The sequence below is a fragment of the Bacillus sp. 3103sda1 genome, from assembly GCF_024159135.1.
GTDB lineage: Bacteria > Bacillota > Bacilli > Bacillales > Bacillaceae_G > Bacillus_A > Bacillus_A rhizoplanae.
Map to the genome: position 1 here is coordinate 3,764,613 of NZ_JAMYWS010000001.1, position 25,828 is coordinate 3,790,440.

Genomic DNA, 25,828 nt, shown 5'->3' on the forward strand with positions numbered 1-25,828 from the left:
TATCTTTGTTTCCCTATTTTATATTACAATAAAGCCTTATGCAATCTCAGAGACTCGATGCTCTATTGCTCGTTAAAGAAAAAGGGACTTCGCTTAAGCATATAACAACTTAAACGAAGCCTAGGATATTCTGCTCTAACAGGCAGTAAAGTTAGCGTCCCTCCCATATGAGCCCGATTGGTTCACCTAACCCTTTACCCTTTACATCGATTGCACGTCACCTTCATCTAAAGAAAGCAATGTATCGCCTGTTGGCTCAATTTTCTCTTTTACAAATGCTAATGCAAATACTTCTTTTAATTTTCGCACAGGAACGATTTCAATACCTTTGATTGTGTAAAGAAAAGGCTGCATATTTTCTGCTGGGATTAGCACTTTCTTTGCCCCAGCTTTTTTCGCTGCTTTTACTTTTGCGTAAACGCCACCAACTGGTTTTACTTCTCCGTGAATACTAATTTCTCCAGTCATGGCTACTTCATTATTGATATACATGCGATGAACGGCAGAATATACGCCTGTTGCAATTGCAATGCCGGCAGATGGTCCATCAATTGGAATACCGCCTGGAAAGTTAATATGTATATCATATCCTTCAGGTAACAAATCCAGCGAACGAAGGACAGTTACAACATTATCAACAGAACCTTTTGCCATACTTTTACGGCGAATTGATTTCGTTTGATTACCGATACTTTCTTCTTCAACAATCCCTGTTACCACAACGGATCCATTCTCTTTTGCTGGAATTGCTGTTACTTCTATTTCAAGTAGTGCTCCTGTATTTGGTCCATATACAGCCAGGCCATTTACAAGACCAATTTTCGGAATTGGATATACCCGCTTTTCGTATTTCGGCGTCAGTTGGCTTGAATGAATGACCCATTCAATATCCTCATCCTTTATAAAAGATCGTCCTTCATTAATTGCCATTCCAGCAGAAATTTGCACAAGATTAATGGCTTCTCTTCCATTCCGTGCGTACATTCCAATCATTTCTATACCCTGTTCACCTAGCTCCATATCCACCTTTTCAGCAGCATTTTTCGCTACTGCTTCGATTTCTCCTGTATCTAGTTCACGAAAAAAGACTTCTAAACAGCGTGACCGAATAGCCGGAGGAATTTCATCCGGAGAACGTGTTGTTGCGCCAACAAGGCGAAAATCAGCTGGTAATCCCTTTTGGAAAATATCGTGAATATACGTTGGAATGAGAGAATTCTCTTCACTATAATATGCACTTTCCAAAAATACTTTGCGATCCTCCAGCACTTTTAACATTTTATTCATTTGAATTGGATGCAACTCCCCAATCTCATCAATAAATAAAATACCTCCATGCGCATCTGTGACCGCCCCTTTTTTCGGTTGCGGAATACCTGCTTGCCCCATCGCTCCAGCACCTTGATAAATCGGATCATGAACAGAACCAATTAACGGATCAGCAATCCCCCGCTCATCAAACCGAGCCGTTGTGGCATCCAGCTCAATAAATGTTGCAGTGATTCGAAATGGAGATTTCGAGTTTTTCTTTGCCTCTTCTAATACGAGCCGAGCCGCTGCTGTTTTTCCAACTCCTGGCGGTCCATATATAATGACATGTTGCGGATTTGGGCCGCATAGCGCAGCTTTTAATGATTTAATACCGTCTTCTTGTCCAACAATATCAGCAAAAGACGCCGGACGAACTTTTTCAGCAAGGGGTTCTGTTAAAGAAATTTCCCGCATTTTTCGAAGTTGCTCTAGCTCTTTCTTTGATTCTCTATCAATTGAAACTTTTTGTGTTCGCTGGTTTTTGAGTAAATGCCAAAAATATAATCCGACAATTACACCAAAGACAAGTTGAACGATTAAAAAAATATTTGTCCAGCTCATACTCATTTCCTCCCGCTATGTTTTACTTATCAGTATCCCCTGGGAGGAAACACGCTAAACATAATAAGAAACAGCAATTATACAATTGCTGTTTCTTATCGTTTATACTGCTATTCACGGACAGTAATATCCCCACCTCGAAATTCAGCAAAAAGCAAAAAAGTTAGGTGGGGATCAATTACTGGTATATATCCGATTCGTTCTACTCATAATCAGCAGGGATGAAATCCCCGCTGATTAAGGTTTCACTTTATGCAGATGTTTTTGTATCTTGTTCAAGTATAGTACCATCTTGAAGCACTAATTTTGGCGTAGCATTCTCTGCTACTGTTTCTTTTGAAATCACACATTTCTCAATATCCTTACGAGATGGGAGTTCGAACATCACATCAAGCATAAGACCCTCAATGATTGAACGAAGTCCACGCGCACCCGTTTTACGTTCAATTGCTTTTTTCGCAATTTCGACAAGGGCACCCTCTTCAAACTCTAATTCAACATCATCAAGTTCCAATAACTTTTGGAACTGTTTCACAAGTGCATTTTTCGGTTTTGTTAAGATATCAACAAGAGCACCTTCATCAAGCGGCTCTAAATTCGCAATAACCGGAAGACGACCAATAAATTCTGGAATTAATCCAAATTTTAATAAATCTTCTGGCAATACATGCGATAAAACATGCTTTTCTGTTACATCAGCATTTTTCTTCTCAGAACCGAAACCAATCACTTTTTCACCAAGACGGCGTTTAATAATTGGTTCAATGCCATCAAAGGCACCGCCACAAATGAATAAAATGTTTGTTGTATCAATTTGAATAAACTCTTGATGTGGATGCTTACGACCACCCTGCGGAGGAACGCTTGCTACAGTACCTTCTAAAATTTTAAGAAGTGCCTGTTGCACACCCTCACCAGATACGTCACGTGTAATTGACGGATTTTCTGACTTACGTGCCACTTTATCAATCTCGTCAATGTAAATGATCCCTTTTTCCGCTTTCTCTACATCATAATCAGCTGCTTGAATAAGTTTTAGTAGGATGTTTTCTACATCTTCCCCAACGTATCCCGCTTCTGTTAAAGATGTTGCGTCAGCAATTGCAAATGGAACATTTAAAATACGTGCTAACGTTTGTGCCAGTAACGTTTTACCGCTACCAGTTGGTCCAATTAAAGCAATATTACTTTTCGCTAATTCTACATCATCAATTTTGCTGTTAGAATTAATGCGCTTGTAATGGTTATATACCGCTACCGCTAAAGCCTTCTTCGCTTGATCTTGTCCGATTACATATTCATCCAAAATTTCACGAATCTCTACTGGTTTCGGTACATCTTTGAATTCTACTTCTTCATCTTTTGCAAGCTCCTCTTGCACGATTTCTGTGCAAAGTTCTATACATTCATCACAAATGTAGACACCAGGACCTGCAACAAGCTTTCGAACTTGCGTCTGTGTTTTACCACAGAAAGAACATTTTAATTGCCCTTTTTCATCATTAAATTTAAACATATTTTCACACCCCTTACAAAGTGCTAATACCTTGCCTTCGTATGTACACGATAAATGTATCGTATGTAAATACATATTATGTCACTACGTGGCGAGAAATACAAATAATATGGTTAGTTATGTACAATTAAAAAAATTTTGAAACTTTTGAAATATGTATATTCGACTTTCGAAGAATCTTTTCCTTCTTCATAATAAAAATGGTTTACAAATATATTTATATTTATAAAACAAGGCACGAGCAATGTCGCGCCTTGTTATTTTATTATGCAGTCTTGCTGTTATCTACTAAGAAATCTACTGCTTTACGAACTTGAAGGTCTTCTTTTACACCCTCAACGTTACCAAGAGCTTGTTTCACAGCGTCTACTGGCATGTTGTACATTTCAGCCATTTTTTCAACTTCTGCATTTACTTCTTCTTCTGTTACTTCAATGTTTTCAGCTTTGATGATTGCTTCAAGAACAAGGTTAGTTGTTACGCGTTTTGCTGCGTCTTCTTGCATTTGTTCTTTTAATTTTGCTTCATCAGTACCTGTGAATTGGTAGTAAAGCTCTAAGTTCATGCCTTGGTAGCTTAAGCGTTGCTCGAATTCGCGAACCATGCGATCTAACTCAGTTTCGATCATTGCTTCTGGAATGTCAATTTCTGCATTTGCAGCAGCTTTTTCTACTACTTCGTCACGAAGTTTGTTATCAGCTTCTTGTTTTTTGTTCTCTTCTAAGTTTTCACGAAGTTTTGCTTTTAACTCGTCAAGAGTTGCTACTTCTTCGTTTGCATCTTTCGCGAACTCATCATCTAAAGCAGGAAGTTCTTTCACCTTAATTTCATGAACTGTTACTTTAAATGTTGCTGGTTTACCAGCTAGTTCTGCTGCATGGTATTCTTCTGGGAATGATACTTCCACTTCTTTTTGTTCGCCAGCTTTTAGACCAACTAATTGCTCTTCAAATCCTGGGATGAATGTATTAGAGCCGATTGCTAAAGAGTAGTTCTCGCCTTTTCCACCTTCGAATGCTTCGCCATCAACGAAACCTTCGAAGTCGATTACAGCTGTATCACCGTTTTCTACAGTGCCATCTTCTTTAACTGCAAGCTCAGCTTGACGCTCTTGTAAAGATTTTAATTCATTCTCTACATCTTCATCAGTTACAGTAGTATCAACTTTTTCTACTGTTAAGCCTTTGTACTCGCCTAATTTCACTTCAGGTTTTACAGTAACTTTTGCAGTGAAAATTAAGTTTTCGCCTTTTTCGAATTTCTCGATGTCGATTTCAGGGTGAGCAACTGGGAAGATACCAGTTTCATCAATTGCTTCTCCGTATGCTTTTGGTAAGATGATATCTAAAGCATCTTGGTATAAAGATTCTACACCGAAGCGTTGTTCGAATAGAGGACGAGGCATTTTTCCTTTACGGAAGCCCGGTACATTAATTGTTTTTACAACTTTTTTGAACGCAGCGTCTAAAGAGTTGTTTACTTCTTTAGCATCAACTTCGATTGTTAAAACGCCAGCGTTACCTTCTAATTTTTCCCATTTTGCAGCCATTTATTCTTTCCCTCCAACTATAATAATGTATGCACATACCTTTAAAGATCGAGGCATTTATCGTTTCTGATAAAGAAACAACAAACACTCTGTAAAGCTGATGTATTCAGCTTTACCATCCGTTATGAAAACTTCGGACGTATCATTCTCAATCTACTATTTGCCAAAAAGACAAATACGGTATATTTTGTTCGAGAATAATATGAAACATATAAGTAAGAGAATATTTGTTTCTATTCTCTTATAAAAAGGCAGATTTCAGCCCTTTGCAACCCTTACATTATAACATAGAATACTCTCGTTTCAATAACCGAAACATTCTTTTTCATTATACTGGCATAAATCCTTCTTTCTCAATACGTAAAAACCACTGATATGCAACATGATATTCTTCAAGTGTAATATCATACTCTCGAAGAAGCTCATCCTCATGAATCGGCATTCCAAATCGTTTTCTTCCAACTCTCTCTAAAACAGCTGCCCATAACTTGTCTTTCTCTATTAAGAAAGGAAACGGAAAGATGCTTGTTTGCATTTCTTTCCAATATGCAACAATCGCCTCATACATCGTTGGATTATCATGCTCTAAGCGATCAGACAATATATGTAACACTTCTTCTGTATCATATGGATTATAAGATAAATTAGCCGGTATGACCGTTATTGTCTCACCGAATTTCTCCACATCTATGCTTTCTTGTATTCGATTTTCCATTAATATGTATAAGATAGAAGTTTTAATATACGGGTGTTTCGTTTCATCTAGTAAAAATGTACGCAGCGCCGGCAACGCGCTTTCGATATTTCTATTCGCAAGCTCATTTATCGCCCGCAATTGCTTCCCATAATCACCTTTAAGCAAAGCGTCGGCAAACGCAGGTTCATCAAAAAATACGTCATTGTCTATTTCTACTACTTCTTCACCATCTAGCATGCTCTTTGCAAACAATGCAAGTTGTGCTAATTTCTCTTTTTGCTCTTCTGTTATTTCTTTCGTTTGTAAAACGGACTGTACCGTTTCAATAATGCCTTCATAATCATTTATTTGCACTAAAATTGTAACATATGTCTCGAGAATATCTTGAAATAAGAGTTCCCCTGTTTCAAGCAATTCCTCGCATCGCTCTTTCGCTTCTTTCGTTTCCTTTAATTCTAGTAAACAAATAACTGAAGCCAATTCTGATTGTTCTGTCTGTGCCCCGTACTGGCGCAACATTTCGAAGCATGTTAACGCTTCTTCAAACCGACGTTCACGCAATGCAATAAATCCTTCGTCGATAAATCGCGCTGACAACTGCGGAAACAATACGACCGTACTTTCTTTTTTATCCATACGCTCGCCTCTTTTTTTAGATTTTCAATACACTTCAAAGTTAATATAACAAATGATAGTTCAGAACACAATCTTTGGAATCTGTTCGTTTTTACTGAGAAAATACCGATTTTTGCTATATAAAAATCGAATATATTGCCTAGAAATACGAAAATAGAACTTTTATAGCACATGAGGATTCTACGAGAGAAAATAAAAAACTCTCAGCTACCGGCGCGAAGAGTTTTAATGGAAAGCTTTTATAATAGTAGGATATACAAAGAGGGTTATCATTTGAAGAACAATAATTGTCATCACGATAATGCTAAAAAAGAAAATAGACTTACTACGTTTCATTAATACTATAATAATCATTATCGTACTGATGATTAAACACATAAAAAATACACTTATGCTTGAACTTAATAATCCAATTGGAAACATAAATAATAAAACAACACTACAAATTCCAATAATACCAAGTAACCATTCCATCCCTTATCCCCTTAAATCTTTATTTATGCAATTAATTGTTTTATCACATTAATCATATCCATCAATTTATCATAGGCAACAACTCCAAAAGCAATTGATAAGGCTGTTATAGCTAAACCTTTCACTATTTCTTCCCCTCACTTCGTCTATGTTGCCTTTATTATAAAATTTTCAGAAATAGTTACCATCGAATTTTCTTACATATACCTTACAGAATTGTAAGATTCCTCAAAAAACACTTCTCTCATGTTATAATAAACTCGAAATGATTCAGAAATTTCAAAACGAAAGGGCGATATACAATGTTTAAAAAAGTAGCAGCTGATATGCTTGGTTTAAGTGATATTGGGTCCGTTATTACCCCTGCTGATTACGATAAAGTAGATGCTGATGATTATGTCATGCATGAAGAAAACGAAAAAATTTATTTTTTAATCAAATCAAAAACAGATGAGTATTGCTTTACAAATACAGCTCTTATTCATGTTGACGGAACAAGTGCGGTAAGTAAGAAACGTACACTTCGCCGTTATAATTACAACACTCATAAAATTTCTAACGTTCTACTTGAAACAGCAGGGACAGTAGACTTAGATATTGAGATTAAATTTAATATGGGCGGAGAGCATTACTCCATCGACATACATAAAAAACATATTGAAGAAGTAAAAGATTTATATAAGGCACTTCTGAAGATCGCAGAAATCACTCACGAAAATGATATCGCAACGCAATACGCACATAAGAGCCTAGAAATGGCATCTTCTACATTAGGCAACGTAAGAAATGCCGAAGTAGATCTAGCAGCACAATTTAAAGAAATTAATCAAATTGCGTTCAATTGGCTTGTTGATACAAAAAAACAATATAATGTAAAAGATTTTGGCTTTGTATTTGAGAAGTTTATTAACAATTAACCTAAACTAATTTTGCTTTTAATTCTTTTTCTAATAACTATAGTTTTTCTTTAAAATTCATTGAAAACATAAAAAACTGCACCCCAATTGTTAGTTGTGTCTAACAATTGGGATGCAGTTCAAATTTGCGATTCCTAAAATTTTTATTTATTCGCTCCGTTTATGACACTAAGCGAATTGTTAAGTGCAGATTTGCACTTGTTGACATCAGGGTTTGATGAACGAACTGCTGCTAATACACTGTCAATAGTTCCATCAATTTTAGTCCATGTTGTGCCATCTATTTTTCTAAGTTTAGGCTCCGCTGCGTCCCATTCATGTTCCAAATCGTCAGCCCCTTTTTTCGCCGTAGTAAAATCATTTGAGTTTACATGGTTTAGCATATCACTTTCAATTTTAACAAAATCCGTTAATTGTCCAGCTAATGTAGTTTGTGCAGAGCCGGCTTGCGGCGCTATATTATTACTGCGCCAAACATAACCGCCTATGCCAACAACTAAGAAAATGCACAGTACCACAATGGTTTGTGTCAAAACATTTTTCTTGTTTCCATTCGCTTGGTTTGTTTCTGCTGTATCACTTTTTGCCTTTGTATCAACTTTTGTAACAGCAAGAAAAATGATTATCGCTAAAATAGCTATAAGAAAAATTACACTAGTAACTGTTGTCCCCAAACCTAACCCGCCATTATTTTTTGGTTGAGATAGGTAATCCCCTAATGATGCTCCGAGTGGACGAGTAAGAATATACGCAATCCAAAACGCTAATACTCCATCAAGTTCCAAAAATTTCCATGCTAAAAATACACAACCAATTATAATAATGACTATTATTCCTGTGTAAAGATAACCAAGACCGAGTTGTTCGGAATATAAGTCTCCGACTGCTGTTCCAAGTGCAAATGTGAAAAGAATGGTAAGCCAATAGAAAACTTCTCTTTTTCTTGTATAAACCGAGTGTATCGAGAGTGTTTTTTCACTGAGATACCAAAAAAGAAAAGTTAAACCTAGCAGCACGGAGAAAACTACCGTACTAACCTCAAGAGGTACTCCCATATTGTCTGTCAAATTATCAGTTACCAACGTTCCAAATACGCTTATAAGAACAACAGTGAGCCAATAAATGCCTGGAACATATTTAGTTGCTCTGAATTGAAGGTACAATACAACGAAAAATGCTATTCCCATAATTATGGTAGTGAGAGTTAAACCAAATCCAAGGTTGAAATTTAAGAAATCAGCAAATGTTTCACCGACAGTTGTACATAAAATTTTGATGATCCAGAAGAAGATCGTGACTTCTGGAACCTTACTCAACATCTGCCGGCCTAGTGACGGGGCGGCAGCGACTTCATCAGAAACGGAAAATTTTTTTGCCAATGAACTCATCTCCTTTTTATTGTATTTAAGCCGATAATCAATGTCTCAAACCATTTCATGATTCTCGTTTATTCATTTGATGGCTATTATAAGATCTAGTCCCAACTTTAATATCTTTTAATGAAATTCGTCTGAAAATCAAATTAAATCTAAATGAGAAATTTATTAAAAATTACTGTAGCATCATGAAAAAGGAAAGCATCCTTCATAACAAGTTCTCTTCTAAAGGACAAAAGTTAAAAAACAAATAAAATAACAATCATTAACACTAAAAAAAGCATCGGTTTTATCACCGATGCTTTTTTTAGTGTTAAATAGCACAATTACTATTTCTTATTTAAACCAAACAAAAAACCTTGTCATCGAAAGATAACAAGGTTTTTTTAGCGTCCCAGGAGAGATTCGAACTCCCGACCGACGGCTTAGAAGGCCGTTGCTCTATCCTGCTGAGCTACTGGGACATGGAGCGGGTGAAGAGAATCGAACTCTCGACCAGAGCTTGGAAGGCTCTTGTTTTACCACTAAACTACACCCGCATGATATGAAATTTTTGCTAATGTCTCATCGACAGTTTTTATTATATTATTATCAATAATCAAAGTCAACATTTTTTTAAAATAGGGTGAAGAAAAGTTTTTCACCCTATTTTAAACGTTTTTTCCGCTACAGTTGCACCATCTAATGTAAGAAAACGAATATCTATTTCGCTTTCTTGTATTTCGAGTAAAGCAAATGTTTTTTCTCTTCGCGAGCGCGGCAAGAGAATACTTCCTGGATTGATAAACAATATATCATCTATGATTTCTACTCCCAATATATGCGAATGACCGAAGCAAACAATATTTGCCTCAGCTTCTTTCGCACGATATAAAAGTGTTTGCAGCGTCATTTTAATATTGTATAAATGGCCATGCGTTACAAGAAAACGTGTGCTTTGCACATCTGTGATGATGTCATTTGGAAAATCACCAACAAAATCACAATTTCCTTTCACCACATGAAACCCTTCTAGTTCAGAATGATGAGATGTTAATTCAGAATCACCGCAATGAATCATCACATCTACGTTTCCCTCATACCGCTCTTTTAATTGCTTTAGCTCTTTCACAGAACCGTGACTATCGCTCACAATTAACGCCTTCATCGGTTTCGCTCCCTTATTATTCTTCTCCTAAAAACCATACTGGAATTTTTTCTTCTAATTTACGAAGAGCACGCCCGCGATGACTAATTTTATTTTTCTCATCGGATGACAATTCTGCCATTGCGCTTTTGTATTCTTCTACATAAAAGATTGGATCATAACCAAAGCCATTTTCCCCGCGCTGTTGTTCTAAAATCTTCCCTTCACACGTTCCGTTTACAATCAATGGTTTTTTATCTTCTTGTGGAAACGCAACGGCTAATGCGCAATAAAAACGCGCTGTCCGTTTCTCCATTGAAATATCCTTTAATTCTTCTAGAACCTTTTGAATGTTAGCTTGATCATCCTTTTCCTCTCCTGCATAACGAGCCGAACGAACCCCTGGTTTCCCCTGCAAGGCATCTACAATTAAACCTGAATCATCCGCAATGACAATTTCATCTAGCTGTTTACACAGATGTTCCGCTTTTAAAATGGCATTCTCTTCAAACGTTTCACCAGTTTCTTCTACTTCTTCAATATGAGGAAAATCATAAAGTGATTTTACTTCTAAATCAAACTTTTCAAATAGCTCCGCAAATTCACGTACTTTCCCAGCATTCTTTGTCGCTACTACAACTTGTTTCATATTTTTACCTCTATTCCATATGAGTTACAATATCGCCTAACGCTTCTTTTTGCATTTCAATAAGCTGTAAAATTCCATATTCTGCTGCATCAAGCAATTCATTCAATTCACCGCGGCTAAATGTCGCTTCTTCTCCTGTACCTTGCACTTCAACAAAATGCCCTTTGCCTGTCATAATGACATTCATATCGACATTTGCCTTAGAATCTTCTGCATAATTTAAATCTAACACAACACCATGCTCATCAACGATTCCAACAGACGTTGCTGCCAAGTAATCCTTCACTGGAATTTTTGATACTTTTCCTGCTGTTACAAGCTTCTCAAACGCTAATACCATCGCAACATACGCACCGGTAATAGAAGCAGTTCTCGTTCCACCATCAGCTTGAATGACATCACAGTCAATCCAAACCGTCTTTTCACCGAGCGCTTCTAAATCAGCCACAGCACGTAATGCTCGTCCTATTAAACGTTGAATTTCCATTGTGCGCCCTGTTACTTTTCCTTTACTCGATTCACGAATGGTACGCTGTTCCGTTGCACGAGGAAGCATGGAATACTCAGCTGTAACCCATCCCTTTCCTTCGCCCCTCATAAACGGTGGAACCCTTTCTTCAATCGTTGCTGTACAAATAACTTTCGTATCACCAACTTCAATCAATACTGATCCTTCTGGATGTTTTAAATAATTCGTATGAATATGTACACGGCGCAAATCTGATGCTTGTCTACCATCTACTCGCATAAAAATAACCCCCTTATAACTGCTACATGTTAGTATAGCCAATTTAAAAATTATGTTATGTATGACAATAAAAGAAGGGGAGTTCCCCTTCTTTTCATAAATTAAGTATATCAAATTATTTCTGTTTAAAAACTACCTGTGTTCACGTTTTGCGGACGAGCGACTGGTTTTATTAATTTATCACCTTTCTCTGTAACAAGATTCGCTTTTCCATTCACTTGAATTAACACATTTTCTACTCCTTGTTTTTCCGTTAAAGTTAATACAAGAGACTGGAGTACATAGTCAGAAATCATACTTTTACCTTTATTCCCATAAATATTTTCATTAAAGTTTAGCGTCACCGTTCCTTTTTCAAGTTTCGGCTCATTGATTAGCTTCACATCTGGATTAAAGTCGTATGTTAACGCCGATTGATGCGCTGGTCCTTTTACAAGTTCATTTACAATTGTCGCGACTTCATTTTCTTTTCCTTCTGCAATGCGGCGCGTTACTGGTACATAATAATTTTGTTTATTATTTTGCGCCAAGAAATACAACGTAACTGGTTTTGTGTTTGTAATATCAGCCACTTGCTCATCATCAAAGTTAATGCCATTTGCCCGGCTTAATCCATTACCAATCGGCGTACCAGCAACAGGCATCTTCGCTAAATCTTGCCCATTCATACGAAACTTCACATTCTTCACTTCTTTAAACTGCGTTAATGTCCAAGTAACTGCTTCTACAATACGGCGTTCTTCTTCTTTTTTATAATTTTTCAGTTCTTTAGAAAAATCAACAACCGCTGTCCCGTTTTTCACATCAACTGTCATTTCAGTATCTGCGGGAAGTACAGCTTGAAATCCATTTGGCAATAAATTTGTTACTGGTCCATCTTTCACTAAATATTGTAATGATTGCTTAATGACCGCATTATTTTTCGGAGCAGGTAACTGCACCGTTTGCGGCACAACATAACCATTTTTATCTACGAGATATAAATCTTGTTTTATCGTTTCCCCTTGCTTCGCTGTTTCTTTCTTCTCACCGTCTGTATAGGTAACTTTCTTAGGTGGATCAATTTGCTCTGTTTCTTTTTCCTTACCAAACAATCCGCATCCTACTAATAAAACTGTACTTAATGTAGCACAAACAAGCCATTTGAAAGTCGATTTAGGCATACGCTTTCCTCCTAAAAATCTAAGTTTGTACTACATGTATACGAGCTCAACTTTCACTTTAGAACAAGCGATGACAACTTATCTCTTCTAAAAAATACCTGCGCAAAGTTTTATATCATGGTCAAAAACTTACTCCTTACCTCTATTGGAATATTTTCAGTCTCTTTACTAACGTCTCCGTATTATTCTTTCGCGATAAAGTGAAACTTCCATCAGTGGGGCTTTATCCCTCACTGATGGTTAGTTGTACCAATCGGGCTTTTACGGGCAGTTCCCCACCTATCTTCTTTGCTTCTCTCTGAATCTTGAGGTGGGGGTCTCACTGCCCGTTAATGCGGGATAAAGTGAAATTTTCATTAGTTGAGGCTTCATCCCCCATCCATCTTTTTTAGTTTCTCTGAATCTTGAAGTGTGGTCTTACTACCTACAACTAGTAAGATAAAATTATCAAATGTAAAAGAAGATTACAGCAAATTATGTGCAAATTTGAACAATTTATGAATCCTCCAAAACTGTGATAAATATCACATCTCCTTATTTTCTAAAACTTTTATAATACAAGTATCAAAGTTTGTTAAATATTTCACATATAAGAAGGGACATGAATATGAAAACACGTTTAGTCATGATTGGGAATGGTATGGCTGGAATACGCTGCATCGAAGAAATTTTAAAACAAAACAATACGTTATACGACATTACCATTTTTGGAGATGAACCGCACCCGAACTACAATCGTATTATGCTCTCCCACGTCCTACAAGGAAAAACAAATATGCAAGATATCATTATGAACGAATACAGTTGGTACGAAGAAAATGATATTACGTTGTATACAAATGAAAAAGTACTTCATATTCATCGGGAAGAACAAGTCATTGTTACAGAAAAGAATCGTCTTGTTATGTACGACAAGCTCATTATCGCAACAGGCTCCAGTGCTTTTATCTTACCTGTGGAAGGTTCAAATCTCCCTGGTGTAACAGGATTTCGCACAATCGAAGATACACAATTTATGATGGATACGGCTAAGCAATATAAAAAAGCAGTTGTCATTGGCGGCGGATTACTTGGTTTAGAAGCCGCACGAGGGCTTATTGATTTAGGAATGGACGTGCATGTTGTTCATTTAATGCCACACTTAATGGAGCAACAACTTGATGCTAAGGCAGCTTCATTACTGCGTGAAGACTTAGAATCACAAGGTATGAAGTTCCTTATGGAAAAGAAAACGGTAAAAATTCTTGGTACAGACCACGTTGAGGGCATTCAATTTGCAGAGGGCGATATTGTAAATTGTGATTTAATCGTCATGGCTGTTGGAATACGCCCAAATACAAAGTTAGCAAAAGACGTTGGTTTACTTGTGAACCGCGGCATTATAGTCAATGACTATATGCAAACAAATGACCAATCCATCTATGCGGTTGGTGAATGTGCAGAGCATAAAGGGATTGCCTACGGTCTTGTTGCACCGCTCTATGAGCAAGGTGCTGTATTAGCAAAACAGATTACAAATACACAAACAGATGGATATACAGGCAGCATCGTCGGTACACAACTGAAAGTTGCGGGATGCGATTTATTCTCCGCTGGTCAAATTTATGAAGATGAGGTAACAAAAGTAATCTCCATATTTGACGAATGTACACGTTCCTATAAAAAAGTACTAATCCGAGACAATAAAGTTGTTGGTGTTGTTTTATATGGTGATACAGCTGACGGCACACGCCTCTTCAGCATGTTAAAAAAAGAAGAAGATATACAAGAATATACATCAGCTTCTCTTCTTCACAAAGCTGGTGAAGATAGCGGGCTTGATATTGCAAGTATGAGTGCTGATGAAACTGTTTGCGGATGCAACGGTGTCACAAAAGGAGCCATTGTTCACGCTATTTTAGAACAAGACCTAACGACATTTGAAGAAGTAAAAGGATGCACAAAAGCTGCAGGATCCTGCGGTAAATGTCGCCCAGTTGTTGAACAAATTCTATCTCATACACTTGGAGATAATTTTGATGCTTCTACTCAGGCTGCAGGTATGTGTGGGTGCACAACATTATCTCGCGATGAAGTTGTAGCAGCAATTCATGAGAAAGGTTTAAAATCACCGAAAGAAGTGCGAAACGTCCTTGACTTCGCGCACGAAGAAGGCTGTTCAAAATGCCGGCCTGCATTAAATTATTATTTACGTATGGCCTGCCCAGAAGAGTATGCCGATGATAAAGCATCCCGCTTCGTTAACGAAAGAATGAATGGAAATATTCAACATGACGGAACATTTTCTGTTATTCCACGTATGTACGGCGGCGTTACAACAGCAGATGATTTAATGAAAATTGCAGAAGTTGCGAAGAAGTACGACGTTCCACTCGTGAAAATAACAGGCGCAAGCCGCATCGGTTTATATGGGGTTAAAAAAGAAGATTTACCAAAAGTGTGGGCCGACCTCGGTATGAACTCTGGCTATGCCTACTCGAAGTCCCTTCGCAATGTAAAATCATGCGTTGGATCTCGTTTCTGCCGCTTCGGTACAAAAGATTCATTAGGACTTGGCATGTTGCTTGAACAGTCATTAGAAATGGTAGATACGCCACATAAAATGAAAATGGGTGTAACAGGTTGCCCGCGTAACTGTGCGGAAGCATTAACGAAAGACTTCGGTGTCGTTTGTGTTGAAAATGGCTTCCAACTTTATATCGGTGGTAATGGCGGTACAGAAGTGCGTGAAGCTGATTTTGTAATGATTGTCCCTTCGGAGGAAGATGTACTTCGCATTGCCACAGCTTACGTACAATACTATCGTGAAACTGGTATTTACGGCAAACGTACAGCTCCTTGGGTAGAGCGAATGGGCTTACACCACATAAAAGAAGTACTGCAAGATGAAAATATGGTCGCTATGCTAAATGAACGTTTCCAAAAAGCACGTAGCACATATGAAGAGGCTTGGGGACAAGCACTAGAAACGCAATCATTAAAAACGATGTATGAAGTAGAGATTGTAAAGTAAGGAGCGATTCGTATGTTACAAACGAAAGAAAAAATAAAAATCATGCATGCTGTAGATCTTCCCGTACAAATTGGTAAGGAAGTGCGAATAAAGGATATGTCTATTGCCTTATTTCGCCTTGCAAACGGCGACATTCGTGCTGTAGAAAATCGGTGCCCTCATAAAAATGGACCTTTAGCGGAAGGTATTGTTTCTGGTGAATTTGTCTTTTGTCCACTGCACGATTGGAAAATTTCATTACTGACAGGTGAAGTACAAAAACCTGATGATGGTTGCATTCAAACGTATGAAGTACAAGTTATTGATGGCGATATTTATATATACATGTAACTTACACAAGGAAGCCTCTTCTCGGCTTCCTTTCCAGTAAAAACAGATGAGGTGTAGAGATGAACGGATACGTATATTTAGTCGGTGCAGGACCTGGTGATGAAGGGCTTATTACAAAAAAAGCGATGGAGTGTTTACAAAAAGCAGATATTGTTTTATATGACCGCTTATTGAATCAAAATTTACTTCGCTATACGAAGTCAACATGTGAACTTGTCTATTGCGGAAAAATGCCAACAAATCATATTATGCGCCAAGAAATGATTAACGCTCATTTACTTCAATCTGCCAAAGAAGGTAAGACCGTTATTCGCTTAAAAGGCGGAGATCCCTCTATCTTTGGCAGAGTTGGTGAAGAAGCAGCCGCTTTAGCAGCAGAAAACATTCCATATGAGATTGTACCAGGTATTACATCTAGCATCGCCGCTAGCGCGTATGCCGGCATCCCTCTCACCCATCGCGATTACAGTAATAGCGTGACATTACTAACTGGTCATACAAAGGGACCGATTCAGGATCATGTAAACTACAACTCACTCTTAAATAGTGATACTGTTGCCTTTTACATGGGCATTAAAAATTTACCAATCATTTGTGAAAACCTATTACAAACAGGAAAGAAAAAAAATACACCAGTAGCAGTCATTGAATGGGGTACAACAGGAAGACAGCGAGTCGTTACAGGTACCCTATCCACAATTGTTGACAGAGTCAAAAAAGAACACATTTCAAATCCTTCCATGACAATTGTTGGAGATGTCGTATCCTTGCGAAAACAAATTGCTTGGAAAGAACATAAGCCACTACACGGAAAAAAAGTTTTGCTCGCCTCTTCATCAAATAAAACAAGTAAAGCAGAGCAAAAGTTACAAGAAGCCGGAGCAGAAACATATCAGATTCCAACTTTCAAAAAACAAGAATACACATTAACACAGGAACAACTCCGTGAAATATTTGACGCTAAACGTCTTGTTTTTTGTTCAGCCGAAAGCGTAGCAATTTTGTTGCAATCATGTGCACAACATCGTAAAGATGTTCGTTCCTTACAGGGGGAACTGCAGTATATGAATAGCGGCACTCAAGAAGCACTCATGCAATATGGACTCTTCGGTGAACCAGCAAAATTTTCTACAGAATCAACTGTGTATTTAGGGCGAAACATCAATCGAATTGCCGTTATTCAAGAAAAAATCGGCCCCGGTTCTTATATAATGACGCATGAATATAAAATAGATCATCGTTTTGATGAAATTCATACACGTATGCTCTCTGAATTTACATGGGATAGCATTGTATTTGAAGGACGCGCCGCAATTGATACATTTATAGCAGAAGCTAAACGCCTTGGTTTCACGCATATTTTCAATTTACCATTCTCGTATACAGATGAACTCACTTTGCAGTATGCAAATAAAGTCGGATTACAGAACATTGATTATGAATTACAAGCTATTTTTAATGAGAAAGAAGTGGCGGCACAATGAAAGGGATTGTTTATATTGGGCACGGTAGCCGATTACAAGAAGGAAATGAACAATTCATTCACTTTGTCCAGTCCGTTATAAAAGAGCGGAGTGAAAATATCCAAAAAATTGGCTTTCTTGAACTCACTACACCAACTGTCCAGGATGCGATTACAGAAGCGATTCTAGACGGAGCAACTGAAGTTTTACTTGTCCCTGTTTTATTATTTGCAGCTGCTCATTATAAACGTGACGTTCCTTTTGAAATTAAGCAAATACAAAAGCGCTATCCGCATATTACATTTTCAGTTGTACCACCTTTTAGTACACACCCGCTCATGATTGAACTTGTAATCAAAAGAATATATGAAGCCATGCCCACACAAGGTAGCGAAATTCTACTCGTCGGCCGAGGTAGTAGTGATTCTCAGCCTATACATGAATTGCAGCAAATCGGATCAGCAGTTGAGCGAAAAATCGGCATGCCCGTTTCCTGCTCTTTTTTAACAAAAGGAGCACCTTCTTTTACCGAAGAACTCAATGGCATAGCATCATCAGCTCAACATGTATATGTCATGCCATACCTTCTCTTTACTGGATTACTACTTCGGAAAATTGAGCGCCATGCACACACATATACGAACGTTACAACATGCAACTGCCTTCAATTTGATCCCTATATGAAGTCCGCATCATTAGAACGAATGGAGGAATATATACATGTGCGATCTATATCCTCTTATATTTAATCTACAAGGTAAAATCGTTGTCATCATTGGCGGTGGCAAAATCGCATACCGAAAAGCGGTTGGATTAAAGGATACAGGAGCCATTGTCACTGTTGTGAGTCCAGACATTTGTGAGGAAATGGAGAAGCTCTCCTATATTACATGGAAACAAAAAGCATTTACAGAGGAAGATATAAAAGATGCTCATCTCATTTATGCTGCAACAAATCATCACGATGTAAATATGATGGTCAAACAAGCAGCACATGATTTTCAGTGGGTTAATATCGTAAGTGATGGTACGCAATCATCTTTTCACACACCCGCAATTATTCGAAATAACGAGTATATTGTAAGTATATCTACTTCAGGTAAAGATCCAGCATTTGCAAAACAAATCAAACAAAAACTAACAGCTGTTCTTTCACAACTTATAAAGTTCAACTAATCAGACTCTTACGAGCAGTAACTTTCATTCACCCTTGAACTACACTACAATCCAAATAATGAACTTTCCCTCAAAGTGGCTACTATTCGGGGTACAATTCAGTAAAACCAAAGACCATCCTTTCATTTTCAGATACACACTGAATAAGGATGGTCTTTTTGTCTTTTTATATTATTCTCTTAATTTGATAGCTATGAAAACAGCCTCTTTATAAAATGATATGCTTCACATTCTCAATTGGTTGCCCAAACCATTTGGAAGCAATTTCTTTAAACACATCAATTTCTCCTGTTGTTAAAAAAAGATGATCACTTTGCTCTTCTCTGTCATGCAGCATCTTACTATGATATAAAATGGTGCTCACTTCACGAGCTGTTTCATCACCTGAACTAATCAATTGTACAGAATCACCCATGACCCGTTTAATAACTGGCCCTAAAATTGGATAATGCGTACATCCTAAAATCAGCGTATCGATTTCAGTTTGCTTCAATGGTTGTAGCGTTTCTCTTACCACTTCATACGTCATTTCACTCTCAAAATTCCCGCTTTCTACAAGCTCAACGAACGGTGGACAAGCTAAACTCTCTACTAATACGCGGTTGTTAATTGATTTTAGTGCCTCTTCATACGCACCACTTTTCACTGTTCCAATCGTACCTATTACACCAACATGGTACGTATTTGTCATTTTAAGTGCAGTGCGCGCACCGGGGTGGATTACCCCTACCACTGGGATAGACAATTTTTTTTGCATTTCTTCAAGTACAACTGCTGTCGCAGTATTACAAGCAATGACAAGCATTTTAATATCCTGCGCCAATAAATACTCTGTCATTTCCCATGTGAATTGTCTCACTTCTTCACGCGATCGCGGACCGTACGGGCAACGTGCTGTATCTCCTAAATATATAATTCGCTCTTTCGGTAATTGCCGAATTAACTCTTTCGCTACTGTTAATCCACCAACACCTGAATCAATTACACCAATCGCTCTATTCAAAACAATCGCCCCGTTTTCTCTTTCATCATCTAAGCGTACATTCCCAAATCGTGCACTCATTCATCAGTACAACACACATAGACTAATAGAAGGTTCACTTCATCCCATTCTAACAGGTAGTAAAACTTCCAATTCAAGATTCCGAGAAATCAAAGAAGGGAGGAAGAAGATAACTGCCCATAAGAGCCCGATTGGTAAGAGCTTTCCATCAGTTTGGAAATAAAGATCCCCCACTGATAGAAGCTTCACTTTATGTACATGTTAGACCTTTTTATTCTCCTCCTTTTTCTAGTAATTTGCAAGATACAAAAATAACCGGCTTTTACTTATATAAAAGCCGGCTTCATCCCTATAATTCAAGCTCTCCCATACGAAGGAGCTCAACAACCGCTTGTGAACGTCCCTTAACCCCTAACTTTTGCATTGCATTTGATATATGGTTACGTACGGTTTTTTCACTAATAAAAAGTTCACTTGCAATTTCTTTTGTTGTTTTATCTTGAACAAGTAACTCAAACACTTCTCTTTCTCTTTTTGTGAGCAACGGTTTGGATTGATATTCTTTTTCCTTCAATTGGTATAACCCTCCTTGCTTAAGCCAGAGCTGTATATGTGTAAGTTGGGTGTTTATTTAGTCATGATATTGTATGAATAGAGGTAAGTGGTGGTGAATAAAAACAAAGAGAAATTCCATGTTTTAATTATAAAAAAGTTGTTTGTATTTCATTTTTATTCTTCTCTGTTTTATACAATGTCCCATTAAATAAAAACTCCCCATTTATTACCTCTTTCCTTACTAAATATTTGGCTACAAGACGCTCATACTACATAGTATCTATTCATGGAAATTTTGCATATTGGTGGTGTAAATATGTTTTCTACAGTCAAAAGATTTTTAATTGGGAGACCGTTAAAATCAACAGCATTAGGAGAGCAGAAGTTAAATAAATTAAAAGCGCTGGCTATCCTGTCTTCTGATGCGCTTTCCTCAGTTGCATATGGAACAGAACAAATATTAATTGTTCTTGTAACAATTGGAGCAGTTGCATTTTGGTACTCCATTCCTATCGCTGTCGGTGTTTTAGTTCTATTGGCAGCACTTATTTTATCATACCGACAGATTATCTATTCTTACCCACACGGGGGCGGAGCTTATGTAGTTTCTAAAAGAAATCTAGGCGTAAATGCAGGCCTCATCGCCGGTGGGTCATTGTTGGTAGATTATATCCTTACCGTAGCAGTAAGTGTATCAGCAGGAACAGATGCCATTACATCTGCGTTTCCGACTTTACATCGGTACACCATTCCTATCGCTGTTATACTCGTTATTCTTATTACAATTCTCAATCTTAGAGGGGTAACGGAATCTGCCTCTGTATTAGCTTATCCTGTCTATCTCTTTGTGCTAGCGCTCGTTATTTTAATTATTGTTGGGATGTTTAAAATTACATCTGGACAAGCACCGGCCACTTTGCACACACCTATTGGTACAGCAGTACCTGGAATTACATTATTCTTCTTATTAAAGGCATTCTCATCCGGGTGTTCTGCATTAACGGGTGTTGAAGCAATTTCCAACGCCATTCCAAACTTTAAAGAACCCGCTGCTAAAAATGCCGCCAATACATTAGTCATGATGGGAGCGATTCTTGCCGTTTTATTCACTGGCATTACCTTTTTAGCATATTGGTACGGCATTGCTCCTAAACATACTGAAACTGTTGTTTCTCAAATCGCTTCCAATGTATTTGGAAGAAACTTTGTTTACTACTTTATTCAAGGAGCAACTGCTCTTATTTTAGTGTTAGCTGCCAATACCGGATTCTCAGCATTTCCATTGTTAGCTTACAACTTAGCATCAGATAAATATATGCCTCGCATGTATTTGATGCGTGGTGATCGCTTAGGGTATTCAAACGGTATTATCACACTCAGTTTTGCTTCCATTATTTTAATTATTACGTTTCACGGGAAAACCGAACATTTAATTCCATTGTACGCAGTGGGTGTATTTCTCCCTTTCACCTTGTCACAAACAGGTATGATTATAAAATGGATTCGGGAAAAACCAGAAGGGTGGTTACCAAAATTACTCACTAACTTATTAGGAGCACTCATTTCCTTAACCGTACTGCTCATTTTCTTTGTTACAAAATTTATGCAAGTTTGGGCCATTTCCATATTTTTACCTATTATTGTATTTACCTTCCATCGCATTTATAAACATTATGACGCAGTAGGTGAACAACTACGTATAAACCCTAATGAATCACCTCAAAAAATCGAGGGCAACGTCGTCATCGTACCTATTGCTGGAATTACAAAGGTAGTGGAACAATCGCTCAATTACGCTGAATCTATTGGAGATACTGTCATTGCTGTTTACGTAGCCTTCGACAAAGAAAGCGAGATCAAAATGCAGGAGAAATGGAAGGCGTGGCAACCCAACATTCGTCTTGTTACAGTGGTTTCTTCTTACCGAAGCTTAATGAGACCCATAAAAAAATTAGTAACTACAATTCAAGATAAAGCAAACGAGGAACATTATGCAGTTACCGTTCTCATCCCGCAATTTATTACGAAAAAAAATTGGCATAACTTTTTGCATAACCAATCGAGTGTTTTACTAAGGATATATCTTTTGTACAAAAAGAATGTTATTGTTTCAACTGTCCCGTATCGATTTAAAAAATAAAGATGCTTTATCCTTATAGAAAACCAAAAGCAATGATTAAAAATAGATCATTGCTTTTGGTTTATTATTTTCCCATGCAAACATACAAAATCAGAAAAAACAGTAACCATATAAAGCGAATCTTCCATCAGTTTTCCATCACCTATCTTCCTTACCCCTCTCTGAATCTTGAGGTAGTGGTCTTACTGCCTACAAGTAGCGGGATAAAACTGTAATCTTCCCCTAAAAACCATAATATAATTCGATAGCCCCTACTTTTTCCATATAGGATAAAAACATAAAACATTCACTTCTACATAAAAAAATGATGAATAATGAAAAGGAGAGGATTTCATTATGGATAAAAAACTATGCAAATCTTCAACAGATAAAGTGTTTATCGGTGTTTGTGGTGGCTTAGGAGAATATTTCGGTGTGGACACAAATATGATCCGTATTCTGTGGCTGATCGCAATCTTATTTTTCGGAACAGGCTTTTTAGCTTATTTCATTCTTATGTTGCTTATGCCACAATCTCATGAATAAAGTGACCGGTGTCTTTTATGTATTTTAAGGTGAATCTTTCATTGTTACATGTAGAACTGCTATTTCATTCCTATTCTTATAAAACGAAAGAAAACAGCATAATTATCTTTTCCGCAAGTTGCTTTTTACTCAATATAAAAGCAACTTGTTTTTATGTTGACAAAGAATAATAGTTGTAACTATAATAGTTACATAAAGTTGTAACCAAATTAATTACAACTAAATTAAAAATAAATGCATTTTTATATAAAACAAAGTGGAAAAGGAGAATGATTATGAAACTTGCAGTAGTAGGCGCAACTGGTAACATCGGAAAACAAATTATTGAAGAAGCTTTAACACGCGGACACGAGGTAACAGCGATTGTTCGCGATGCATCTCGCGTAGAAACAGCACATGAAAATTTACATGTTGTAACAGGTGATATTTTCAATGCAGACAGTATTGCAAAAGAAGCAGTAAATCACGATATTTTAATTAGCGCATTTGGCCCTAAACATGGTGAAGATGAGAAACTTGTAGAAGCAACGCACTCTTTATTAGAAGCAGCAAAACAAGCTGGTGTTTCTCGTCTTGTAGCTGTTGGAGGCGCAGGCAGCTTAGAAGTAGCGCCTGGTTTACAAGTTGTTGATACACCAGATTTCCCAGCAGAGTGGAAACCAATCGCATTAGCACACCGCGATGCTCTAGAAGTATATAAACAATCTGATTTCAATTGGACGAATTTAAGTCCTGCTGCGATGATCGAACCAGGTGAGCGTACAGGTAAATATGTCACAGGAACAGATCAACTATTAACAGACGAAAACGGTGAGAGCCGAATTACAATTCCAAACTACGCTGTTGCTTTATTAGACGAAGTAGAAAACCCACAATTTTCTCGTCAACGTTTTACAGTACGTAACGCCTAATAAAGTGAAACTTCCCTCAGTGGTTGTTTTCTTCACCCCCCACTGAGGGTTAGTTGAACCAATCGGGCTTTTACGGGCAGTTATCCTTCTCTCTGAATCTTGAGAGGACCTTACTGCCCACGAATAGCAGGATAAAAAAGAACCTAGCCTTCCATCAATACAAGGCTAGGTTCTTTTATTGTTGTATCTTCTCTTCTAAATTTGTGACGAGCTGTTTTACCTTTACATTTGCAAGGACATTTTCCATCGCGTCTTGCGCTTGCAATAATATAATTTCTAACACAGTTTGAATATTAGCTCCAACTGGGCATTCCACATTTGGATTATCGTGAAAAGAAAATAAATGCCCTTCTTCTACAACTTCAACCGCTTTATATACATCAAGTAACGTAACTTCATTTAAATCACGAGCTAAGGAAGTACCACCTTTTCCAGCTTGTACATCAACTAATCCCGCTTTTTTTAACATTCCTGTAATTCGGCGAATAACGACTGGGTTTGTATTGACACTGCCAGCAATCCATTCAGATGTACATCGAGATTTTTTATCGACTTCTAGCAATGTTAACATATGAACAGCTACTGTAAAACGACTACTAATCCCCACTTGTATCCCCCTCCTTTATGTTCATTCTCTCTCATCTATTTAAAAATAACGTATCCTTTATTATATACTATTTTCCTTCATCATATAAAGTAAAAAACATTATACATACTATGTATAGACTCATAATTGTAACAGAAAAATATATTGGAAGTCCCTTGAAAATATTCACATACACACCTAGGAGGATACGTATGCAAAACAAACGAAAGTTTGCAACTCTACTATCTGTTGCATTATTATCAACATCCTTGACAACTTACGAGGTTACAGCAAAAGAAGCAACAGTCAAACTAACAGATCAACAAATAATGGCTAATTTATGGTATCAAACAGCTGGTGAAGCAAAAGCATTATACCATCAAGGCTACAACATCGGCACACTTAAGCTAGATGCTGCTCTTGCAAAAGGGACAAGCAAGAAGCCAGCTGTTGTACTAGACTTAGACGAAACCGTTTTAGATAATAGTCCATACCAAGCAATGACAATAAAAACAGGAAAAGGCTATCCTTATAAATGGGATGAATGGGTTAATCAAGCAGATGCAGCAGCTCTTCCTGGTGCACTTGATTTCTTAAAATATGCAGAATCAAAAGGTGTAGACATTTATTACATTTCAAATCGTAAAACAAATCAACTAGATGCAACCGTTAAAAATTTAGAACGCATTGGTGCCCCGCAAGCAAAGACAGAGCATATTTTACTACAAGAACCGAAAGAACAAGGAAAAGAAAAGCGTAGAGAACTCGTTTCAACAACGCATAATATCGTCTTATTATTTGGTGACAATTTATCAGATTTCAGTGGATTTGATGCAAAATCTGTACAAGATCGTAATAAAGCAGTAGAAGAAACGAAAGACCAATTTGGCGAGAAATTCATTATTTTCCCAAATCCAATGTACGGCGATTGGGAAGGCGCTTTATATAACTATGACTTAAAAAAATCAGATGCAGAAAAAGATAAAATTCGCAGGGACAACTTGAAATTATTCGAAGTAAAAGAATAAGGGACGGCACTACGCCACCCTTTATTTTTTATCTTTTATAAGAGGTAAAATAAATAATTCTACTCGTCTATTTTTCACTCTTCCTTCCGGTATATCATTCGGTGCGACAGGACGATATTCTCCGTAGCCAATTGCACTAAATTTTTCCGGAAGCAGTTGTTTATTTTGGAGCAATACTTGCATAAAATTAACAGCGCATTAAGTGCAGCTTCTTTCAAAAACATTCCTAATACAACGGCAACTATCCCAAGGATAATTCCAATGATTGATGCCAAATTCATCGTTGTTCCCTCCTAGATTATTCGATACAATAAGAAGCTACATATTACAACATAATCGTTATATATATCTATATATATATTATAAATGAAATAG

General features: G+C 37.3%; 22 protein-coding genes, 2 tRNA genes and 2 pseudogenes. 10 read left to right on the plus strand and 16 right to left on the minus strand.

Annotated features, from left to right (window positions below):
* Positions 1-201: 201 nt before the first annotated feature.
* The 5 genes from lonB to NKR74_RS18950 all read right to left on the minus strand — a co-directional run bounded on the left by lonB (position 202) and on the right by NKR74_RS18950 (position 6,744).
* Positions 202-1,872 carry an ATP-dependent protease LonB gene (gene lonB, locus NKR74_RS18930; RefSeq protein ID WP_098305117.1) on the minus strand — a complete coding sequence of 557 codons (1,671 nt, stop codon included), beginning with the start codon at positions 1,870-1,872 and terminating at the stop codon, positions 202-204.
* 250 nt (positions 1,873-2,122) lie between these two features.
* The gene (gene clpX, locus NKR74_RS18935; protein ID WP_098305119.1) at positions 2,123-3,388 is read right to left on the minus strand and encodes an ATP-dependent protease ATP-binding subunit ClpX; all 1,266 of its coding nucleotides are present in this window, start codon (positions 3,386-3,388) and stop codon (positions 2,123-2,125) included.
* 265 nt (positions 3,389-3,653) lie between these two features.
* A complete protein-coding gene (gene tig, locus NKR74_RS18940) occupies positions 3,654-4,937 on the minus strand; it encodes a trigger factor (protein WP_098305121.1) in 1,284 nt (427 codons plus the stop codon).
* Between the two features lie 328 nt (positions 4,938-5,265).
* Positions 5,266-6,270, minus strand: coding sequence for a hypothetical protein (locus NKR74_RS18945; protein WP_253630515.1), 1,005 nt, complete (start codon positions 6,268-6,270; stop codon positions 5,266-5,268).
* Between the two features lie 225 nt (positions 6,271-6,495).
* Positions 6,496-6,744 carry a hypothetical protein gene (locus NKR74_RS18950; protein ID WP_098305125.1) on the minus strand — a complete coding sequence of 83 codons (249 nt, stop codon included), beginning with the start codon at positions 6,742-6,744 and terminating at the stop codon, positions 6,496-6,498.
* Between the two features lie 302 nt (positions 6,745-7,046).
* Here NKR74_RS18950 and NKR74_RS18955 point away from each other — a divergent pair, with 302 nt between their 5' ends.
* Positions 7,047-7,661, plus strand: a complete 615-nt coding sequence (locus tag NKR74_RS18955) for a PH domain-containing protein (RefSeq protein WP_253630516.1) — start codon at positions 7,047-7,049, stop codon at positions 7,659-7,661.
* Between the two features lie 593 nt (positions 7,662-8,254).
* Here the strand turns inward: NKR74_RS18955 and NKR74_RS24020 are convergent.
* The 7 genes and pseudogenes from NKR74_RS24020 to NKR74_RS18990 all read right to left on the minus strand — a co-directional run.
* Positions 8,255-9,049 (minus strand): annotated as a pseudogene (locus NKR74_RS24020) (COG4705 family protein); the annotation flags it as partial.
* A 378-nt stretch (positions 9,050-9,427) separates the two neighbouring features.
* Positions 9,428-9,501: transfer RNA gene (locus NKR74_RS18965), tRNA-Arg, on the minus strand.
* 1 nt (position 9,502) lies between these two features.
* Positions 9,503-9,576 (minus strand) — tRNA-Gly (locus NKR74_RS18970).
* Between the two features lie 101 nt (positions 9,577-9,677).
* Positions 9,678-10,184 carry a metallophosphoesterase family protein gene (locus NKR74_RS18975; RefSeq protein ID WP_098305129.1) on the minus strand — a complete coding sequence of 169 codons (507 nt, stop codon included), beginning with the start codon at positions 10,182-10,184 and terminating at the stop codon, positions 9,678-9,680.
* 16 nt (positions 10,185-10,200) lie between these two features.
* Entirely contained in the window at positions 10,201-10,812 is a 612-nt protein-coding gene (locus NKR74_RS18980) for an XTP/dITP diphosphatase (protein WP_098305131.1), read from the minus strand.
* Positions 10,813-10,822: 10 nt separating this feature from the next.
* Positions 10,823-11,560, minus strand: coding sequence for a ribonuclease PH (rph, locus tag NKR74_RS18985; RefSeq protein ID WP_253630518.1), 738 nt, complete (start codon positions 11,558-11,560; stop codon positions 10,823-10,825).
* A gap of 125 nt (positions 11,561-11,685) precedes the next feature.
* A complete protein-coding gene (locus NKR74_RS18990) occupies positions 11,686-12,723 on the minus strand; it encodes a GerMN domain-containing protein (RefSeq protein ID WP_253630519.1) in 1,038 nt (345 codons plus the stop codon).
* 607 nt (positions 12,724-13,330) lie between these two features.
* Here NKR74_RS18990 and nirB point away from each other — a divergent pair.
* From nirB to NKR74_RS19015, 5 genes are read left to right on the plus strand one after another with little or no spacing between them, the layout of a single operon-like run.
* Positions 13,331-15,736: a nitrite reductase large subunit NirB gene (gene nirB, locus NKR74_RS18995; protein WP_253630520.1), complete on the plus strand. Its 2,406-nt coding sequence runs from the start codon at positions 13,331-13,333 to the stop codon at positions 15,734-15,736.
* A gap of 12 nt (positions 15,737-15,748) precedes the next feature.
* The gene (gene nirD / locus NKR74_RS19000) at positions 15,749-16,066 is read left to right on the plus strand and encodes a nitrite reductase small subunit NirD (RefSeq protein WP_098305139.1); all 318 of its coding nucleotides are present in this window, start codon (positions 15,749-15,751) and stop codon (positions 16,064-16,066) included.
* Between the two features lie 59 nt (positions 16,067-16,125).
* Positions 16,126-17,550 (plus strand): uroporphyrin-III C-methyltransferase, encoded by a 1,425-nt coding sequence (locus NKR74_RS19005; RefSeq protein ID WP_253630521.1) that lies wholly within the window; start codon positions 16,126-16,128, stop codon positions 17,548-17,550.
* Positions 17,547-18,278, plus strand: coding sequence for a sirohydrochlorin chelatase (locus tag NKR74_RS19010; RefSeq protein ID WP_253630522.1), 732 nt, complete (start codon positions 17,547-17,549; stop codon positions 18,276-18,278). The genes NKR74_RS19005 and NKR74_RS19010 overlap by 4 nt, the downstream gene beginning before the upstream one ends.
* Complete coding sequence (locus NKR74_RS19015; RefSeq protein WP_253630523.1) at positions 18,250-18,705, plus strand: precorrin-2 dehydrogenase; 456 nt, start codon at positions 18,250-18,252, stop codon at positions 18,703-18,705. The genes NKR74_RS19010 and NKR74_RS19015 overlap by 29 nt, the downstream gene beginning before the upstream one ends.
* Before the next feature lie 208 nt (positions 18,706-18,913).
* Here NKR74_RS19015 and racE read toward each other — a convergent pair whose 3' ends face one another.
* Positions 18,914-19,768, minus strand: a complete 855-nt coding sequence (gene racE, locus NKR74_RS19020) for a glutamate racemase (protein WP_301287724.1) — start codon at positions 19,766-19,768, stop codon at positions 18,914-18,916.
* A gap of 289 nt (positions 19,769-20,057) precedes the next feature.
* Positions 20,058-20,282 carry a spore germination transcription factor GerE gene (gerE, locus tag NKR74_RS19025; protein ID WP_020060005.1) on the minus strand — a complete coding sequence of 75 codons (225 nt, stop codon included), beginning with the start codon at positions 20,280-20,282 and terminating at the stop codon, positions 20,058-20,060.
* Between the two features lie 297 nt (positions 20,283-20,579).
* Between gerE and NKR74_RS19030 the strand changes: the two genes are divergently transcribed.
* From NKR74_RS19030 to NKR74_RS19040, 3 genes are all read left to right on the plus strand, one after another.
* Positions 20,580-22,403, plus strand: a complete 1,824-nt coding sequence (locus NKR74_RS19030; RefSeq protein ID WP_253630524.1) for an APC family permease — start codon at positions 20,580-20,582, stop codon at positions 22,401-22,403.
* 336 nt (positions 22,404-22,739) lie between these two features.
* Positions 22,740-22,928, plus strand: coding sequence for a PspC domain-containing protein (locus tag NKR74_RS19035; RefSeq protein ID WP_098305149.1), 189 nt, complete (start codon positions 22,740-22,742; stop codon positions 22,926-22,928).
* A 275-nt stretch (positions 22,929-23,203) separates the two neighbouring features.
* Entirely contained in the window at positions 23,204-23,839 is a 636-nt protein-coding gene (locus NKR74_RS19040; protein ID WP_253630525.1) for an NAD(P)-dependent oxidoreductase, read from the plus strand.
* Positions 23,840-24,014: 175 nt separating this feature from the next.
* Here NKR74_RS19040 and NKR74_RS19045 read toward each other — a convergent pair whose 3' ends face one another.
* On the minus strand, positions 24,015-24,446 hold the full coding sequence (locus NKR74_RS19045; protein WP_098305153.1) for an Rrf2 family transcriptional regulator: 432 nt from the start codon (positions 24,444-24,446) through the stop codon (positions 24,015-24,017).
* A gap of 191 nt (positions 24,447-24,637) precedes the next feature.
* Between NKR74_RS19045 and NKR74_RS19050 the strand changes: the two genes are divergently transcribed.
* Positions 24,638-25,453: a 5'-nucleotidase, lipoprotein e(P4) family gene (locus NKR74_RS19050; protein ID WP_253630526.1), complete on the plus strand. Its 816-nt coding sequence runs from the start codon at positions 24,638-24,640 to the stop codon at positions 25,451-25,453.
* Between the two features lie 21 nt (positions 25,454-25,474).
* Here NKR74_RS19050 and motB read toward each other — a convergent pair.
* Positions 25,475-25,648, minus strand: a pseudogene (gene motB / locus NKR74_RS19055) (flagellar motor protein MotB); the annotation flags it as partial.
* Positions 25,649-25,828: the final 180 nt, after the last annotated feature.

Excerpts from the sequence above, each read along its gene's own strand:
- clpX (WP_098305119.1), bottom strand. The coding sequence starts at position 3,388 with ATGTTTAAATTTAATGATGAAAAAGGGCAATTAAAATGTTCTTTCTGT.
- NKR74_RS18945 (WP_253630515.1), bottom strand. The coding sequence starts at position 6,270 with ATGGATAAAAAAGAAAGTACGGTCGTATTGTTTCCGCAGTTGTCAGCG.
- NKR74_RS19005 (WP_253630521.1), top strand. The coding sequence starts at position 16,126 with ATGAACGGATACGTATATTTAGTCGGTGCAGGACCTGGTGATGAAGGG.
- lonB (WP_098305117.1), bottom strand. The coding sequence starts at position 1,872 with ATGAGCTGGACAAATATTTTTTTAATCGTTCAACTTGTCTTTGGTGTA.
- NKR74_RS18990 (WP_253630519.1), bottom strand. The coding sequence starts at position 12,723 with ATGCCTAAATCGACTTTCAAATGGCTTGTTTGTGCTACATTAAGTACA.
- tig (WP_098305121.1), bottom strand. The coding sequence starts at position 4,937 with ATGGCTGCAAAATGGGAAAAATTAGAAGGTAACGCTGGCGTTTTAACA.
- NKR74_RS18950 (WP_098305125.1), bottom strand. The coding sequence starts at position 6,744 with ATGGAATGGTTACTTGGTATTATTGGAATTTGTAGTGTTGTTTTATTA.
- rph (WP_253630518.1), bottom strand. The coding sequence starts at position 11,560 with ATGCGAGTAGATGGTAGACAAGCATCAGATTTGCGCCGTGTACATATT.
- NKR74_RS18975 (WP_098305129.1), bottom strand. The coding sequence starts at position 10,184 with ATGAAGGCGTTAATTGTGAGCGATAGTCACGGTTCTGTGAAAGAGCTA.
- racE (WP_301287724.1), bottom strand. The coding sequence starts at position 19,768 with ATGAGTGCACGATTTGGGAATGTACGCTTAGATGATGAAAGAGAAAAC.
- NKR74_RS19040 (WP_253630525.1), top strand. The coding sequence starts at position 23,204 with ATGAAACTTGCAGTAGTAGGCGCAACTGGTAACATCGGAAAACAAATT.
- nirD (WP_098305139.1), top strand. The coding sequence starts at position 15,749 with ATGTTACAAACGAAAGAAAAAATAAAAATCATGCATGCTGTAGATCTT.
- NKR74_RS19010 (WP_253630522.1), top strand. The coding sequence starts at position 17,547 with ATGAAAGGGATTGTTTATATTGGGCACGGTAGCCGATTACAAGAAGGA.
- NKR74_RS19015 (WP_253630523.1), top strand. The coding sequence starts at position 18,250 with ATGTGCGATCTATATCCTCTTATATTTAATCTACAAGGTAAAATCGTT.
- NKR74_RS19035 (WP_098305149.1), top strand. The coding sequence starts at position 22,740 with ATGGATAAAAAACTATGCAAATCTTCAACAGATAAAGTGTTTATCGGT.
- nirB (WP_253630520.1), top strand. The coding sequence starts at position 13,331 with ATGAAAACACGTTTAGTCATGATTGGGAATGGTATGGCTGGAATACGC.
- NKR74_RS18955 (WP_253630516.1), top strand. The coding sequence starts at position 7,047 with ATGTTTAAAAAAGTAGCAGCTGATATGCTTGGTTTAAGTGATATTGGG.
- NKR74_RS19030 (WP_253630524.1), top strand. The coding sequence starts at position 20,580 with ATGTTTTCTACAGTCAAAAGATTTTTAATTGGGAGACCGTTAAAATCA.
- NKR74_RS19050 (WP_253630526.1), top strand. The coding sequence starts at position 24,638 with ATGCAAAACAAACGAAAGTTTGCAACTCTACTATCTGTTGCATTATTA.
- NKR74_RS18980 (WP_098305131.1), bottom strand. The coding sequence starts at position 10,812 with ATGAAACAAGTTGTAGTAGCGACAAAGAATGCTGGGAAAGTACGTGAA.